The sequence below is a fragment of the Deltaproteobacteria bacterium genome, assembly GCA_016219225.1.
In the GTDB taxonomy this organism is placed as follows: domain Bacteria; phylum Desulfobacterota; class RBG-13-43-22; order RBG-13-43-22; family RBG-13-43-22; genus RBG-13-43-22.
Genome location: JACRBX010000108.1, coordinates 1 through 12,970 on the forward strand (window position 1 = coordinate 1; position 12,970 = coordinate 12,970).

The following is a 12,970-nucleotide window of genomic DNA, read 5'->3' on the forward strand; positions in this document are numbered from 1 at the left end:
ACAAGGAGGTCGGTTTGGGACAAAAGACACATCCAAAAGGATTCCGGTTGGTTTTAAACAAGGACTGGAATTCCAGGTGGTTTGCTGATAAAGAATTCGCACAGTTGATTCAGGAAGACAAGAAAATCCGTGATTTTCTGAAAAAAAGGTTGTTTGAAGCTGGTATTGCGCGGATTGAGATAGAAAGGGCGGCCAATAAAGCCAAAATTATTATTTTTACGGCTCGGCCCGGGATCGTTATCGGCAAAAAAGGGTCCCAGATTGAAATCCTGAAAAAGGATTTGGAAAAAAAGATCAGCCGTGAGGTCATCCTGGATATCCAGGAGGTCCGTAAACCGGAGGTCGAGGCCCAATTGGTGGCCGAAAATGTGGCTTCCCAGTTGGAGCGTCGGGTGGCCTTCCGGCGGGCCATGAAAAAGGCGGTGAGTTCCGCCAGGAAATTCGGGGCCAAAGGGATTAAGATCGCTTGTGCCGGACGTCTGGGTGGGGCGGAAATGGCCCGGACGGAGTGGTATCGGGAAGGCCGGGTGCCGCTGCACACCCTGCGGGCCGATATCGATTACGGGTTTGCCGAGGCGGCTACAACCTATGGCCTTATCGGAATCAAGGTCATCATCTTTAAAGGGGAAAAATTAGCGGAAATGCCGGTTTAAAAAAAACAGGCAAGAGGCAAGGGGCACGAGGCGATAGGCGAAAGCCGGATAGGGAAATGCGTTAACCTATAGCCCATTGCCTATAGCCCATAGCCTGAACTATAAGGAATATCTGTCATGCTCAGTCCAAAAAAAGTAAAATTTCGCAAACAACAAAAGGGCCGGATGCGGGGCGCCGCCTATCGGGGTTCCAATTTGGAATTCGGCGACTTCGGTCTTCAGGCCATGGAATGCGGGCGCTTGACCGCCCAGCAGATCGAAGCCGCCCGTATCGCCATGACCCGTTCCATCAAGCGGGGTGGAAAGATCTGGATACGCATTTTCCCGGACAAGCCGATTACCAAAAAACCGGCTGAAACCCGGATGGGCAAGGGGAAGGGTGCTCCGGAGGCCTGGGTGGCCGTCATCCGTCCCGGACGGATGATTTATGAAATGGAAGGGGTTTCTAAAGAAGTGGCCGATGAGGCCCTGCGTTTAGCCGCCCATAAACTTCCCATTAAGACCAAAATCGTGGTAAGGAGCCAGCAGTGAAAGCCAAGGAGTTAAAGGATTTGACCATCGAGGAGTTGCGGTCCAAAGAGAGAGAGGTCCAGGAGACCTTGTTCAATTTACGGTTTCAGCATGCCACGGGACTGTTGGAAAATACCATGCGCATCCCGATGACCAGAAAAGATCTGGCCCGCATTAAAACGGTTCTTTCCGCCAAAATGTTCAATCATGAAAAAAACAAAGGGGTTTAGGATATGAAACAAAGGGGCAGTCATAAGACCTTAACCGGGACCGTGGTGAGCAATAAAATGGAAAAAACCGTAGTGGTTTCGGTTGAACGGTTGGTAAAACATCCGGTTTACCAAAAGTTTATCCGTAAAAAGGACAAATTCATGGCCCACGATGAAGGAAATGAATGCCGTATCGGGGATCGGGTTTTACTGACGGAGACGCGTCCTCTAAGTAAGCAGAAGCGATTTAAGGTCAGCAAGATCGAAAAGAAAATGGAGTAGAAGGCAGGGTGATCCCTTATGATACAGACACAAACTCAATTAGATGTAGCCGATAATTCTGGAGCTAAAAAAGTATTTTGTATTCGGGTGTTGGGTGGAACCCGCCGTCGATATGCCCGGGTCGGGGATATAATCGTGGTTTCCGTTAAGGAAGCCATCCCGAATGCCAAGGTTAAAAAAGGGGATGTCATGAAGGCGGTGGTGGTTCGGACCAAAAAAGAGATCTCCCGTCCCGATGGCTCCTATATCAAGTTTGATGACAATTCGGCGGTTTTGATCAATCAACAGCGGGAACCGGTGGGAACGCGTATTTTTGGACCGGTGGCGCGGGAACTCAGGGCTAAGAATTTCATGAAGATCATTTCCCTGGCCCCTGAAGTGCTTTAAAAAACAGGATAGGCACGAGGCGAGGGATAAACAAGGCAACGAACCCATGCTAATGAGACTACCCTTGAACCTTAAGAGCAAGAGGTCCGGGGCGGTAGACGGCGTAATACGAATTAAAAAGGATCGGCCATGATCGGGCAAAAAATAAGAATCAAAAAGAATGACAAAGTCATGGTTATTTCCGGGAAAGAAAAGGGTAAGGTTGGAAAAATCCTTAAAGTCTTTCCGGAAAAAAACCGGGTAATCGTAGAAAAAGTCAACTATATCAAACGGCATACACGTCCCGGAGGAAAGGTCAGTAAAGGGGGTATCATTGAAAAAGAGGCCCCCCTCCATGTTTCCAATGTGAAGCTCATCTGTGGAAAATGCACCGACCCGGTTCGGGTTGGTTATCAGAGGCAACCGGATGGGAAAACGCTCCGCATTTGCAAAAAATGCGGGGAGATTTTGGAGAATAAATAGCCGGGAAAGGATGTAAGAGGGCATGTCCAGAATAAAAGATCTTTATGAAAACGAAGTCAAACCCCAACTGATCAAAGAGTTTAATTTTCGCAATGTCATGGAAGTCCCCAAGCTCCAGAGTATTGTGCTCAATATGGGCCTTGGGGAAGCTATTCAAAATATCAAGATCATGGATAATGCCGTTGAAGAACTGGCTCTCATCGCCGGGCAAAGACCGGTGGTTACCCGGGCCAAAAAATCCATCGCATCCTTTAAATTGCGGGAAAATATGCCCATCGGCTGTATGGTGACCCTGCGAAGAGATCGCATGTTCGACTTCCTGGAAAAATTGATCCACATTGCCTTGCCGCGGGTTCGGGATTTTCGGGGGGTATCACCAAAATCCTTTGACGGGCGCGGTAATTATACTTTGGGGATCCGGGAACATATCATTTTTCCAGAGATCAATTACGACAAGATCGACAAGGTCAAGGGGTTGAATATCACCATTGTAACCACTTCCAAGACCGATGAAGAAGGTCGGCTCTTGTTGAAATTATTGGGGATGCCTTTTCGCAATTAACCAGCTAATAAGCGATCAGCAATTAGCCTTCAGCTTTAAAACAAATAATAAAAGAAGGGTTTTTGCCGAACGCTGAATGCTGACACCTGTTTGCTAAACAAAGGAGGAAGATAATTTGGCCAAGACGTCTTTAATGATCAAAGCCAGCCGGACGCCAAAGTTCAAGGTCCGATCTTATAATCGATGTCCCTTATGTGGACGTCCCAGGGGCTTTATTAGAAAATTCGGAATTTGCCGTATCTGTTTCCGGCTGATGGCCCTCAAAGGGGATATCCCCGGTGTAGTGAAATCCAGTTGGTAGACAGACCACCATTCCAAGGAACCGAAAAAGGAGTTAAAACTTATGGGTATGACCGATCCCATCGCCGATATGCTGACCAGGATTCGAAACGGCAGTTCCGCTAAATTCAGCAAAGTAGATATCCCGGCTTCCAAGATCAAGATACAGATCGCCAGGATATTAAAAGATGAGGGATATATCAAAAATTTTAAGGTCATTAAGGATAACCGCCAGGGATTACTGCGCCTTTATCTAAAGTTTGACGAGAAGAATCAACAGGTCCTCGGCAGTATCGAAAGGGCTAGTCGACCCAGTAGGCGCTACTATGCCAAAAAGGATAATATTCCCAAGGTCCTGAATGGAATGGGTTTATCGATTTTGACTACCTCTAAGGGGGTAATGACCGAGCGGGAAGCCCGAAAGCATGGGGTGGGCGGAGAGATTATCTGCACGGTCTGGTAAGGGGCTGAAAGGCTATAAAGGAGGAAGTTATGTCAAGGGTTGGAAAAAAACCCATTCCGATACCCGATAAAGTAAAGGTTGTTTTTACTGCTGAGGGGGTCGTTGTTCAGGGTCCTAAAGGGGAATTGCGCCGGGTCGTTCCGCCCCAATTGTCCATTCAGGTGGAAGAGAACCTGGTCACCGTTCATCCCCTGGAAGAAGGCCAGAAGGTCAACGCCTTATTCGGCTTATTCCGGACCTTATTAGCCAATATGATCAAAGGGGTGGCCGATGGGTTTGAAAGGGTTTTAGAGATTCAGGGGGTCGGGTACCGGGCGGAACTCCAGGGGGATCAACTGATCTTTAACCTCGGTTATTCGCACCCCGTTCCCTTTCCGTTACCGGAGGGGATTTCCGCTCAGGTAGAAAAGCAGACCAAGCTGATTCTAAGAGGTATCGACCGGGATCTTTTAGGGCTGACGGCCGCCCGGATCCGAAGGTTCAGGCCCCCCGAACCGTATAAGGGCAAAGGGATCAAGTATCAGGAAGAAAAGATCCGTCGGAAGGTCGGGAAAACCGGTTCTAAATAATCTATGAGGGTGTTATGGAAGCTTTAAAGAAAAAAAAATTAACTCATTTGAAAAGAAAAAAGCGGGTGAGGAAAAAAATCTGGGGTGATGCAACACGCCCTCGGCTTTCGGTTTTTCGCAGTGCCCGGAATATTTATGCCCAGATCATTGTGGATGACACCGGCCAGACGCTGGTCCAGGTATCCAGTTTGAGCCCGGAAATACGGGAGATCCGGGTCCCCGGCAAGGTGGCGGTGGCCCAAAAGGTGGGGGCCCTGTTGGCCCAAAAGGCAATGGAAAAAGGGATCAAACAGGTGGTTTTTGATCGAAACGGTTTTTTGTATCACGGTCGGGTAAAAGCCGTGTCTTTAGCCGCGCGGGAAGCCGGGCTGGACTTCTAAAGGGGGGCGAGATTGGTAGACTTCAATTCAACAGACAAGCAATTAATCAATAAAGTGGTTCATATCAGTCGTGTGGCCAAGGTGGTCAAAGGCGGCCGGCGATTCAGCTTTAGTGCCCTGGCCGTAGTCGGTGATGGAAACGGGAATGTCGGGGCCGGATTGGGGAAGGCCAACGAAGTCCCTGAAGCCATCCGCAAGGCTATGGAAAAGGCTAAAAGGGAGATGAAGGGATTTCCTTTAACCGAACAAACCATTCCTCATGAGGTAATCGGCTCCTTTGGGGCCGGTCGGGTCTTACTGAAGCCGGCCTCAAAAGGGACCGGGATCATCGCCGGCGGGGTCGTTCGCGCGGTTATGGAAGCCGTGGGGGTGCAAAACATTTTAACCAAATGTTTGGGCTCTCATAATCCCCATAATGTCATCCGGGCCACCCTGGAGGCCTTGCGCAATTTAAACAGCCCTGAGATGATCGCCCAAAAAAGGGGCAAAACCTTGGTAGAAATCAGGTAACTCCTATGACTAAGAAAATGATTCAAATAACTTTATCCAAAAGCGGCATCGGCCGCCCCCCTAAACATCGGCGAACCCTTCAAAGCTTGGGATTGACCAAAATGAACAGGACTATAACCCGTAAAGATACGCCGGAACTTAGAGGGATGATTCGACAAATATCCCATCTGGTGGAAGTAAAAGAATGAGAATGGAGTCGTTTACATGGATGCAGAACCCAAAGGCATAAGATATCATTTAGGAAATTTGTCGCCGGCACCCGGTTCCAAAAAAAAGCCTAAACGAGTAGGCAGAGGCTTAGGTTCCGGACACGGGAAGACGGCTACCCGGGGGAGTAAAGGGCAGAATGCCCGATCGGGAGGCGGGGTTCGGCCTGGTTTTGAGGGGGGCCAAATGCCCATCCAAAGACGACTGCCTAAGCGCGGATTTACCCCTATTCGAAAAAACGAATATGCTTTGATCAATATCCGGGATCTTAAATCTTTTGAAAAAGGCGCTACCGTGGACGTGCCCGGGCTTTTCCAGATGGGAATCATCCACCGTTTGAAGGACGGGGTCAAGCTGTTGGGACACGGTGAGATTGAAAACCCCTTGTTTGTCAAGGTTAATAAATGCAGCCAGGGGGCTAGACAAAAGATTGAGGCTGCCGGTGGAACGGTTGAAGTCATTTGAATTGCGGATTGCGGATTTCGGAATGCGGAATGGGAATTCCCGAAAGCACATTTAAACAATAGCAAGAAGATCAAAAGAGAAGATAACCAATGATCGGCGGCATTCAAAATATTACCAAGATTCCCGAACTGAAGAAGAAGATCTGGTTCACTCTGGCCATGCTGGCCGTATACCGCGTCGGGGTCCATATCCCTTCCCCGGGAATCGATACGGTGGCTTTAGCGGCCTTTTTTAAAAGGGCCCAGGGAACCTTGTTCGGTTTGTTTGATATGTTTTCCGGCGGGGCACTGGAGCACATGTCCGTCTTCGCCCTGGGGATCATGCCTTATATCAGTGCTTCCATTATTCTGGACCTCTTGACGGTGGTCATCCCCTACTTAGATAAATTAAAAAAAGAAGGGGAGGCCGGCCGGAAAAAGATCACTCAGTATGCCCGCTATGGAACGGTAGTCCTTTCCCTTTTTCAGGGTTTGGGGATCGCCGTTGGAATGGAAAACATGTCCGGACCCGGTGGGGCCTCCGTGGTTATTCACGCCGGTTGGTCTTTCCGTTTGATGACCATGATTACTCTCACTTCCGGAACGGCCTTTATCATGTGGCTGGGAGAGCAGATTACCGAACGGGGTATTGGAAACGGCATCTCTTTGATCATCTTCGCCGGTATCGTGGCCCGTATGCCCACGGCTTTGGCCAATACCTGGCAACTGGTGCGGACCGGTGAGATGAATTTCATCTTTGTCTTGTTGCTGATGGCCCTGATGGCCGGCGTGGTCGGATTTATCGTTTTTGTGGAGCGGGGGCAAAGACGCATCCCGGTGCAATATGCCAAACGGGTAGTGGGCCGTAAGGTTTATGGGGGGCAAAGTACCCATTTGCCCTTAAAGATCAATACGTCCGGGGTCATACCGCCCATTTTTGCGTCTTCCATCCTGATGTTCCCGGCCACCATCACCCAGTTTATTCAGATCCAGTGGCTGAGCGCTTTCGTCAAGAATTATCTGTCCGTTGGCGGCCTGCTTTATTCTCTGGTGTATGTGGGTTTTATTTTCTTTTTTTGCTATTTTTATACGGCGGTAACCTTCAACCCGGTCGATGTGGCCGAGAATATGAAGAAATACGGCGGCTATATTCCGGGGATCCGGCCCGGGAAAAGGACAGCCGATTATATCGACAAGATATTGACCCGCATCACCTTCGGCGGGGCCTTGTATATCTCGGCGGTTTGCGTCTTGCCGACCGTCCTGATCCATCGCTTTAATGTTCCTTTTTATTTCGGTGGAACCGCCCTGCTGATTGTTATCGGGGTGGCTATTGATACCATGGCCCAAATCGAATCCCATATGTTGACCCGCCATTACGAAGGATTTATGAAAAAAGGAATGGCTCGCATTAAAAGATAGTCTTTAAGGATCAAGGAGGAAGGAAATGAATTTAATATTGTTAGGACCACCGGGTGCCGGCAAAGGAACGCAGGCCAAGATGATGATCGATACCTATCATATTCCTCAGATTTCAACCGGTGATATCTTAAGGGCGGCCTTGAAAGAGCGAACCCCGTTGGGCCTTAAGGCCAAAGAATATATGGATAAAGGGCTTTTGGTCCCTGATGCAGTGGTCATTGATATTATCCGGGACCGGTTGAAGGAACCAGATTGCCAGAAGGGTTATATCCTGGACGGCTTTCCCCGGACCGTCGCACAGGCCCAGGCCCTGGACAAGGTATTGGCTGATATGCAATCGGCCATCGACCATGTTATCTCCATCGAGGTGGACAAAGGGGATTTGATTAAACGGCTGACCGGTCGGAGGACCTGTCGCCAATGTGGTCGAGGCTATCATGTTATTTTTGATCCGCCGGTGAACAAAGATTTGTGCGACAAATGCCAGGGGGAGCTTTATCAGCGGGATGATGATAATGAAGATACGGTCCGAAACCGCCTGGATGTTTATGATTCGCAGACTTTCCCCTTAATTCAGTACTATAAAGAGAAAAATCTGATCCGGTCGATTGATGGGCAAGGGGGGATTCAGCAGATATTCGACAGGATCGCCAAGGTCCTCTCTTAAGGTTGCCGATGATCTTCTTGAAATCCCCGGAGGAGATCGAAAAAATGAGCACCTCGGGGAAGCTGGTTGCTGAAATTTTATCGGAGATTAGAAGCCGGATCAAACCGGGGGTCACCACCCGGGAATTGGATCAATTGGCGGCCCGGCTTTCTTTAAAAAAAAAGGCCCGGCCGGCTTTTAAAGGATACCACGGGTATCCTTTTAATCTGTGTGTTTCGGTCAATGAAGAAGTCGTCCATGGATTCCCTTCCAAAAGAAGGCTGGTTGACGGGGATATCGTCAGTCTGGATTTCGGGGTTTACCTGGACGGGTATTACGGAGACGCGGCCCTGACCCAGGCGGTCGGGGATATTTCGCCTCTGGCAGAAAAGCTGATCCGGGTCACCCGGGAAGCTTTGTTTAAGGGCATGGAGCAGGTGAAGGCCGGAAGGCGTTTGGGAGATGTCTCCTTTGCCGTTCAAAAATTTGTGGAGGACAACGGGTTTTCAGTGGTCCGTCAATTTGTTGGACACGGCATAGGAAAGGCCCTTCATGAAGATCCCCAGGTTCCCAATTTCGGAGAAGCGGGCAGGGGCATCCTTTTAAAACCAGGAATGGTTATAGCCATAGAACCTATGGTTAATGTCGGGTCCAGTGAAGTTGAACTGCTGTCCGATGGTTGGACGGCGGTTACTAAAGACAGGAGTTTGTCGGCCCACTTTGAGCATACGATAGCCGTTACGGAAAATGGTTGCCGGATTTTGACCCAGGCTGATCACTGGACAACCCTTTTTTAAAGAATTATGCCCAAAGAAGAAGCGATTGAAGTGGAAGGTACGGTCGTTGAAACCCTGCCGAACGCCATGTTCAGGGTTCAACTGGATAACGGCCATCGAGTCCTGGCCCATATATCCGGAAAGATGCGGATGCATTTTATAAAAATCTTGCCGGGGGACCGGGTGACGGTGGAGTTATCCCCCTATGATTTTAAACGAGGCCGGATAACATATCGAACAAAATAAACGAGGGGTCCAGGATTAAAGGGGGCCAGGATTCAAGTGAAGAGACAAAGAAATTCACTCGAACCCTTGAACTCTTGAATCCTCGAATCCTGGGGTTGAGGCTCATTATGAAAGTCAAGGCATCAGTAAAGAAGATATGCAGCAAATGTAAAATTATTCAGCGCAAAGGGGTGGTGCGGGTACTTTGCGAAAACCCCAAACACAAACAGCGACAAGGATAAGAAGGGGAGGACCGGTTTGGCCAGAATAGCGGGAATTGATTTACCGAAGAATAAACGGATTGAAGTGGCTTTGACTTATATTTATGGGATAGGGCGGGCTACTTCCAAAAAGATTTTAGGGGAAGCCCAAATTCCTTTAGACACCAAGACCGATCAGTTGAACGAAATCCAGATCGCCCAAATCCGGAAGGTGGTAGACGGTGCGGTTCGGGTGGAAGGGGATCTGCGCCGTGAAGTTTCCATGAGTATTAAACGGTTGATGGATTTGGGGACCTATCGCGGGCTCAGGCACCGCAAATCCCTGCCGGTGCGGGGGCAGCGGACTCATACCAATGCCCGGACCCGCAAAGGCCCGCGTCGGACGCTGGCCGGAAAAAAGAAAAAATAACTTTCGGGGTGAATCATGGCCAAAGAAGTAAAAAAGACGGTTAAAAAGAAAAAAGAAAAGAAAAACATCCCCACCGGGATTGCCCACATTCAATCCACGTTCAATAATACGATCATCACGATTACCGACCTGATGGGGAATGTAATCTCCTGGGCCAGTGCCGGAACGCAGGGGTTTAAAGGGTCCAGAAAGAGTACCCCCTTTGCCGCCCAGTTGGCTGCTGAAGAAGCGGCTAAACGGGCGATGGAAAACGGTATGCGCTCTGTGGATGTTTTTGTGAAAGGACCGGGCGCCGGCCGCGAGGCGGCTTTGAGGGCCTTGCAGGCCACCGGGTTCCAGGTTAAATTGATCCGTGACGTGACCCCCATACCGCATAATGGGTGTCGTCCCCCCAAAAAGCGAAGGGTCTGATTCGTTAATCATCAATCCAGAGGAGGAAGAGATTGGCTAGATATAGAGATTCGGTCTGCCGATTATGCCGGCGGGAAAACTTAAAAATGTTCCTTAAAGGGGATCGGTGTTATTCGGATAAATGTGCTTTCGAACGCCGGAGTTATGCCCCGGGACAGCATGGGCAGGGTCGTACCAAACGGTCTGAATACGGGATTCAACTGAGAGAAAAGCAGAAGGTGAAATGGATGTACGGGCTGCTCGAATCTCAATTCAGAGGAACCTTTGCCAAGGCCGATCGTTTAAAAGGGATTACCGGCACCAACCTATTAATCCTTTTGGAGAAACGATTAGATAATGTGGTCTACCGGTTAGGGTTTGCCAATTCCAGAAATCAGGCCCGACAGTTGGTTCGACATAATCATTTTTTGGTGAATGACCGGAAAGTCAATATTCCCTCCTTCCAGGTTAAAAAGGGGGACACGGTGTCCGTTAAAGAGAAGAGCCAGAAAATAGCTTCTATTATCGAATCTATGGAAGCGGTGGCCCGACGAGGGGTTCCACAATGGTTAGAACTTGAGAAAACGCACTATTCCGGAATCGTAAAGGCCTTACCGGTCCGGGAAGATTTAACCATGCCCATGCAGGAACAGCTTATTGTCGAACTTTATTCCAAGTAATCCGTATTCAAACTTGGAAGAGGCTAAGGAGAGATTATGTATCGGAACTGGCGCGAACTGATAAAGCCCAAAAGACTGGAAGTGGATCCGGACGGGCACAGTCGATTCTATGGAAAATTCGTTTGTGAACCCTTGGAACGAGGCTTTGGGATTACTTTGGGGAATGCTCTGCGAAGGGTTCTCATATCTTCACTTCAGGGGGCGGCCATTGTTTCCGTAAAGTTCGACGGGGTGTTGCATGAATTTTCAACCTTCCCGGGTGTTGTGGAAGATGTGACGGATATCATTTTAAATTTTAAGGCGGTTCGATTAAAGCTCCACGGCGACGAACCCCGGACCATCAAAATCAATGCCAACCGGGAAGGCGTGGTCCGGGCCAAGGATTTTATCTGTGATCCTCACGTCGAGGTGTTGAATCCGGACCTGCTCATCGCCACGCTATCGGGGGATGGGCAATTAAAGGCCGAAATGACGGTTAAAATGGGGAAGGGGTATGTTCCTTCGGAAAGGAATAAGGAGGAAAATGCCCCGGTCGGGACCATCTTTTTGGATACCGCTTATTCCCCGATTAAAAAGGTTACCTATGTAGTGGGTACGGCCCGGGTCGGTCAAATCACCGATTACGATAAACTGACCCTGGAGGTCTGGACCGATGGAAGCATTACGCCCGAAGATGGGGTGGCTATAGCCGCCAAGATATTAAAGGAGCAGTTGAGTCCTTTCGTTAATTTTGAAGAAGAAACCGAAGAGCCGGAACGGAAGGAAGTCATCCACCAGGAAGAACAGGTTAACCAGAATTTATATAAAAGCGTTGAAGAATTGGAACTTTCCGTCCGGTCGGCCAATTGTTTGAAGAATGCCAATATCCGATATATTTGGGAACTGGTTCAAAAAACAGAGCCGGAGATGTTGAAGACTAAAAATTTCGGGCGAAAATCGTTGAATGAAATTAAAGCCATTTTAGATGAGATGGGTTTACACCTGGGGTTAAAAATGGATGGGTTTGTCCCTCCCCAGCCGGAAGAAAAGAAGGAAAGCAATTATGAGGCATAATTGTACTGGAAGAAAATTAAGTCGCACCACCAGTCATCGGAAGGCCCTGATGCGGAACATGGTCACTTCCCTCCTGGAACATGAACGAATCGAAACCACTCTGGCCAAGGCCAAAGAACTTCGGATCGAGGCCGATCACATGATTACTTTGGCCAAACAGGGAGATCTTCATGCCCGTCGGCAGGCCCTGGCGGTTATTCAAGATAAGAAGGTCGTTTACAAATTGTTCGGAGAAATCAAAGACCGTTTTTTAGAACGTAACGGCGGGTATACCCAGATCACCAAATTGCGTTATCGTAAAGGGGACGGCGCCCCTGTTTCCGTCATCGAACTGGTCGGACGCTCTGAAGATAAAAAAGTCAAAAAGAAAAAGACGAAGACCCAGAAGGCCATGGATAAGGTGAAAGGGCTGATGCCCGGACAAGGCAAGAAAGAAGAAGGGGCTGAAAAAAAAGCCGATGAGACACAATAAGGATTGACAAATTTAATCTTTGAATGATATAAAATCAGAAGATCGCGGGGTGGAGCAGTCCGGTAGCTCGTCGGGCTCATAACCCGAAGGTCGCAGGTTCAAATCCTGCCCCCGCTACCAAGATTTCAATGGCTTACAAGATTTTTTGTAGGCCATTTTTTTTTAGGTGTTCCTATTGGTGACCGGCGGTCGGGGTTACCTCCTCCCCGTATCCGGAAGATTGCTCCAGGAAAACAACCTTTTCTCTCAAATCACCGAGACGCCGGGCTACATGAATGACCATCTGAATTTTCCGGTCTCCGGGCCTGATCATAGTGTTCCTATTCGTGCCTTAAGCTCCTTGGCTGCGATTTCTCTTCGAAAATAAATTTTTGGCACGGATTTCACGGTTAAAGCCATGGGGTATCCCTCGATCCCGATAAACCTGGATTGAGGGATGACCAATATCCGCCTTCGGCGGAAGCTGGTCTCAAAAAAAGGGAAGCCCCTTTTCTTGAGAAATTAAATGGTTAATCCGTGTAATCCCTGTGTCAGGCTTTGTGCCTGACCCGTGCCTAAATAAGCCTTTGACTGTTCCATTTTCATGTTTCGTGGTGCCTCAACGAGGTATTAGTAACTGAGGAATAAAATTCTTCTCAAAATGGCAAGAAAATTTTTTACCACTAAGACACTAAGACACAAAGAAGGTCTTAATTTCATGAGGGTTAAACAAACATGAAAGCTTTATGCATTTCTTTGTGCCTTCGAGTCTTCGTGGTAA

General features: G+C 48.7%; 25 protein-coding genes and 1 tRNA gene. 25 read left to right on the plus strand and 1 reads right to left on the minus strand.

The annotated features are described in order from the left end of the window. The first annotated feature begins 14 nt into the window (after nucleotides 1-14). The 25 genes from rpsC (at nucleotide 15) to HY879_10020 (ending at nucleotide 12,330) form a co-directional block, all read left to right on the plus strand. Nucleotides 15-653 carry a 30S ribosomal protein S3 gene (rpsC, locus tag HY879_09900; GenBank protein ID MBI5603658.1) on the plus strand — a complete coding sequence of 213 codons (639 nt, stop codon included), beginning with the start codon at nucleotides 15-17 and terminating at the stop codon, nucleotides 651-653. A gap of 117 nt (nucleotides 654-770) precedes the next feature. Then, nucleotides 771-1,184 carry a 50S ribosomal protein L16 gene (gene rplP, locus HY879_09905; protein MBI5603659.1) on the plus strand — a complete coding sequence of 138 codons (414 nt, stop codon included), beginning with the start codon at nucleotides 771-773 and terminating at the stop codon, nucleotides 1,182-1,184. Continuing rightward, nucleotides 1,181-1,393, plus strand: a complete 213-nt coding sequence (gene rpmC / locus HY879_09910) for a 50S ribosomal protein L29 (GenBank protein MBI5603660.1) — start codon at nucleotides 1,181-1,183, stop codon at nucleotides 1,391-1,393. Before rplP ends, rpmC begins: the two co-directional genes overlap by 4 nt. Before the next feature lie 3 nt (nucleotides 1,394-1,396). Beyond that, complete coding sequence (gene rpsQ, locus HY879_09915) at nucleotides 1,397-1,654, plus strand: 30S ribosomal protein S17 (GenBank protein ID MBI5603661.1); 258 nt, start codon at nucleotides 1,397-1,399, stop codon at nucleotides 1,652-1,654. An 18-nt stretch (nucleotides 1,655-1,672) separates the two neighbouring features. Further along, a complete protein-coding gene (rplN, locus tag HY879_09920) occupies nucleotides 1,673-2,041 on the plus strand; it encodes a 50S ribosomal protein L14 (GenBank protein ID MBI5603662.1) in 369 nt (122 codons plus the stop codon). 144 nt (nucleotides 2,042-2,185) lie between these two features. Beyond that, nucleotides 2,186-2,503 (plus strand): 50S ribosomal protein L24, encoded by a 318-nt coding sequence (locus HY879_09925; GenBank protein ID MBI5603663.1) that lies wholly within the window; start codon nucleotides 2,186-2,188, stop codon nucleotides 2,501-2,503. Between the two features lie 22 nt (nucleotides 2,504-2,525). Continuing rightward, nucleotides 2,526-3,065, plus strand: a complete 540-nt coding sequence (gene rplE / locus HY879_09930) for a 50S ribosomal protein L5 (GenBank protein ID MBI5603664.1) — start codon at nucleotides 2,526-2,528, stop codon at nucleotides 3,063-3,065. Between the two features lie 115 nt (nucleotides 3,066-3,180). Next, entirely contained in the window at nucleotides 3,181-3,366 is a 186-nt protein-coding gene (locus HY879_09935) for a type Z 30S ribosomal protein S14 (protein MBI5603665.1), read from the plus strand. Nucleotides 3,367-3,408: 42 nt separating this feature from the next. Next, nucleotides 3,409-3,807 carry a 30S ribosomal protein S8 gene (gene rpsH, locus HY879_09940; GenBank protein MBI5603666.1) on the plus strand — a complete coding sequence of 133 codons (399 nt, stop codon included), beginning with the start codon at nucleotides 3,409-3,411 and terminating at the stop codon, nucleotides 3,805-3,807. A gap of 29 nt (nucleotides 3,808-3,836) precedes the next feature. After that, entirely contained in the window at nucleotides 3,837-4,376 is a 540-nt protein-coding gene (gene rplF / locus HY879_09945) for a 50S ribosomal protein L6 (GenBank protein MBI5603667.1), read from the plus strand. A gap of 14 nt (nucleotides 4,377-4,390) precedes the next feature. After that, nucleotides 4,391-4,756, plus strand: coding sequence for a 50S ribosomal protein L18 (locus HY879_09950; GenBank protein MBI5603668.1), 366 nt, complete (start codon nucleotides 4,391-4,393; stop codon nucleotides 4,754-4,756). Nucleotides 4,757-4,768: 12 nt separating this feature from the next. Continuing rightward, nucleotides 4,769-5,266, plus strand: coding sequence for a 30S ribosomal protein S5 (gene rpsE / locus HY879_09955; protein ID MBI5603669.1), 498 nt, complete (start codon nucleotides 4,769-4,771; stop codon nucleotides 5,264-5,266). A gap of 5 nt (nucleotides 5,267-5,271) precedes the next feature. After that, the gene (gene rpmD, locus HY879_09960; GenBank protein ID MBI5603670.1) at nucleotides 5,272-5,454 is read left to right on the plus strand and encodes a 50S ribosomal protein L30; all 183 of its coding nucleotides are present in this window, start codon (nucleotides 5,272-5,274) and stop codon (nucleotides 5,452-5,454) included. A gap of 16 nt (nucleotides 5,455-5,470) precedes the next feature. Beyond that, nucleotides 5,471-5,938, plus strand: a complete 468-nt coding sequence (gene rplO / locus HY879_09965; protein ID MBI5603671.1) for a 50S ribosomal protein L15 — start codon at nucleotides 5,471-5,473, stop codon at nucleotides 5,936-5,938. A gap of 89 nt (nucleotides 5,939-6,027) precedes the next feature. Continuing rightward, a complete protein-coding gene (gene secY, locus HY879_09970; GenBank protein MBI5603672.1) occupies nucleotides 6,028-7,338 on the plus strand; it encodes a preprotein translocase subunit SecY in 1,311 nt (436 codons plus the stop codon). A 25-nt stretch (nucleotides 7,339-7,363) separates the two neighbouring features. Further along, on the plus strand, nucleotides 7,364-8,005 hold the full coding sequence (locus tag HY879_09975) for an adenylate kinase (GenBank protein MBI5603673.1): 642 nt from the start codon (nucleotides 7,364-7,366) through the stop codon (nucleotides 8,003-8,005). Between the two features lie 8 nt (nucleotides 8,006-8,013). After that, nucleotides 8,014-8,781 carry a type I methionyl aminopeptidase gene (gene map, locus HY879_09980; GenBank protein ID MBI5603674.1) on the plus strand — a complete coding sequence of 256 codons (768 nt, stop codon included), beginning with the start codon at nucleotides 8,014-8,016 and terminating at the stop codon, nucleotides 8,779-8,781. Between the two features lie 6 nt (nucleotides 8,782-8,787). After that, nucleotides 8,788-9,006 (plus strand): translation initiation factor IF-1, encoded by a 219-nt coding sequence (infA, locus tag HY879_09985; protein ID MBI5603675.1) that lies wholly within the window; start codon nucleotides 8,788-8,790, stop codon nucleotides 9,004-9,006. Between the two features lie 107 nt (nucleotides 9,007-9,113). Then, nucleotides 9,114-9,227 carry a 50S ribosomal protein L36 gene (gene rpmJ / locus HY879_09990; protein MBI5603676.1) on the plus strand — a complete coding sequence of 38 codons (114 nt, stop codon included), beginning with the start codon at nucleotides 9,114-9,116 and terminating at the stop codon, nucleotides 9,225-9,227. Nucleotides 9,228-9,243: 16 nt separating this feature from the next. Beyond that, a complete protein-coding gene (rpsM, locus tag HY879_09995; protein MBI5603677.1) occupies nucleotides 9,244-9,615 on the plus strand; it encodes a 30S ribosomal protein S13 in 372 nt (123 codons plus the stop codon). Between the two features lie 15 nt (nucleotides 9,616-9,630). Further along, a complete protein-coding gene (gene rpsK, locus HY879_10000; protein MBI5603678.1) occupies nucleotides 9,631-10,026 on the plus strand; it encodes a 30S ribosomal protein S11 in 396 nt (131 codons plus the stop codon). A 32-nt stretch (nucleotides 10,027-10,058) separates the two neighbouring features. After that, nucleotides 10,059-10,685 carry a 30S ribosomal protein S4 gene (gene rpsD / locus HY879_10005; protein MBI5603679.1) on the plus strand — a complete coding sequence of 209 codons (627 nt, stop codon included), beginning with the start codon at nucleotides 10,059-10,061 and terminating at the stop codon, nucleotides 10,683-10,685. A gap of 36 nt (nucleotides 10,686-10,721) precedes the next feature. Continuing rightward, nucleotides 10,722-11,738 (plus strand): DNA-directed RNA polymerase subunit alpha, encoded by a 1,017-nt coding sequence (locus tag HY879_10010; GenBank protein ID MBI5603680.1) that lies wholly within the window; start codon nucleotides 10,722-10,724, stop codon nucleotides 11,736-11,738. Then, entirely contained in the window at nucleotides 11,728-12,210 is a 483-nt protein-coding gene (gene rplQ / locus HY879_10015; GenBank protein ID MBI5603681.1) for a 50S ribosomal protein L17, read from the plus strand. The genes HY879_10010 and rplQ overlap by 11 nt, the downstream gene beginning before the upstream one ends. Before the next feature lie 43 nt (nucleotides 12,211-12,253). Next, nucleotides 12,254-12,330: transfer RNA gene (locus tag HY879_10020), tRNA-Met, on the plus strand. A gap of 52 nt (nucleotides 12,331-12,382) precedes the next feature. Here the strand turns inward: HY879_10020 and HY879_10025 are convergent. Then, nucleotides 12,383-12,523, minus strand: coding sequence for a hypothetical protein (locus HY879_10025; protein MBI5603682.1), 141 nt, complete (start codon nucleotides 12,521-12,523; stop codon nucleotides 12,383-12,385). Nucleotides 12,524-12,970 lie beyond the last annotated feature (447 nt).

Coding starts and splice junctions, on each gene's coding strand:
- rplP (MBI5603659.1), top strand. CDS start 771: ATGCTCAGTCCAAAAAAAGTAAAATTTCGCAAACAACAAAAGGGCCGG.
- rpsQ (MBI5603661.1), top strand. CDS start 1,397: ATGAAACAAAGGGGCAGTCATAAGACCTTAACCGGGACCGTGGTGAGC.
- rplN (MBI5603662.1), top strand. CDS start 1,673: ATGATACAGACACAAACTCAATTAGATGTAGCCGATAATTCTGGAGCT.
- rplE (MBI5603664.1), top strand. CDS start 2,526: ATGTCCAGAATAAAAGATCTTTATGAAAACGAAGTCAAACCCCAACTG.
- rpsH (MBI5603666.1), top strand. CDS start 3,409: ATGGGTATGACCGATCCCATCGCCGATATGCTGACCAGGATTCGAAAC.
- rplF (MBI5603667.1), top strand. CDS start 3,837: ATGTCAAGGGTTGGAAAAAAACCCATTCCGATACCCGATAAAGTAAAG.
- HY879_09950 (MBI5603668.1), top strand. CDS start 4,391: ATGGAAGCTTTAAAGAAAAAAAAATTAACTCATTTGAAAAGAAAAAAG.
- rpmD (MBI5603670.1), top strand. CDS start 5,272: ATGACTAAGAAAATGATTCAAATAACTTTATCCAAAAGCGGCATCGGC.
- rplO (MBI5603671.1), top strand. CDS start 5,471: ATGGATGCAGAACCCAAAGGCATAAGATATCATTTAGGAAATTTGTCG.
- secY (MBI5603672.1), top strand. CDS start 6,028: ATGATCGGCGGCATTCAAAATATTACCAAGATTCCCGAACTGAAGAAG.
- HY879_09975 (MBI5603673.1), top strand. CDS start 7,364: ATGAATTTAATATTGTTAGGACCACCGGGTGCCGGCAAAGGAACGCAG.
- map (MBI5603674.1), top strand. CDS start 8,014: ATGATCTTCTTGAAATCCCCGGAGGAGATCGAAAAAATGAGCACCTCG.
- infA (MBI5603675.1), top strand. CDS start 8,788: ATGCCCAAAGAAGAAGCGATTGAAGTGGAAGGTACGGTCGTTGAAACC.
- rpmJ (MBI5603676.1), top strand. CDS start 9,114: ATGAAAGTCAAGGCATCAGTAAAGAAGATATGCAGCAAATGTAAAATT.
- rpsK (MBI5603678.1), top strand. CDS start 9,631: ATGGCCAAAGAAGTAAAAAAGACGGTTAAAAAGAAAAAAGAAAAGAAA.
- HY879_10010 (MBI5603680.1), top strand. CDS start 10,722: ATGTATCGGAACTGGCGCGAACTGATAAAGCCCAAAAGACTGGAAGTG.
- rplQ (MBI5603681.1), top strand. CDS start 11,728: ATGAGGCATAATTGTACTGGAAGAAAATTAAGTCGCACCACCAGTCAT.
- HY879_10025 (MBI5603682.1), bottom strand. CDS start 12,523: ATGATCAGGCCCGGAGACCGGAAAATTCAGATGGTCATTCATGTAGCC.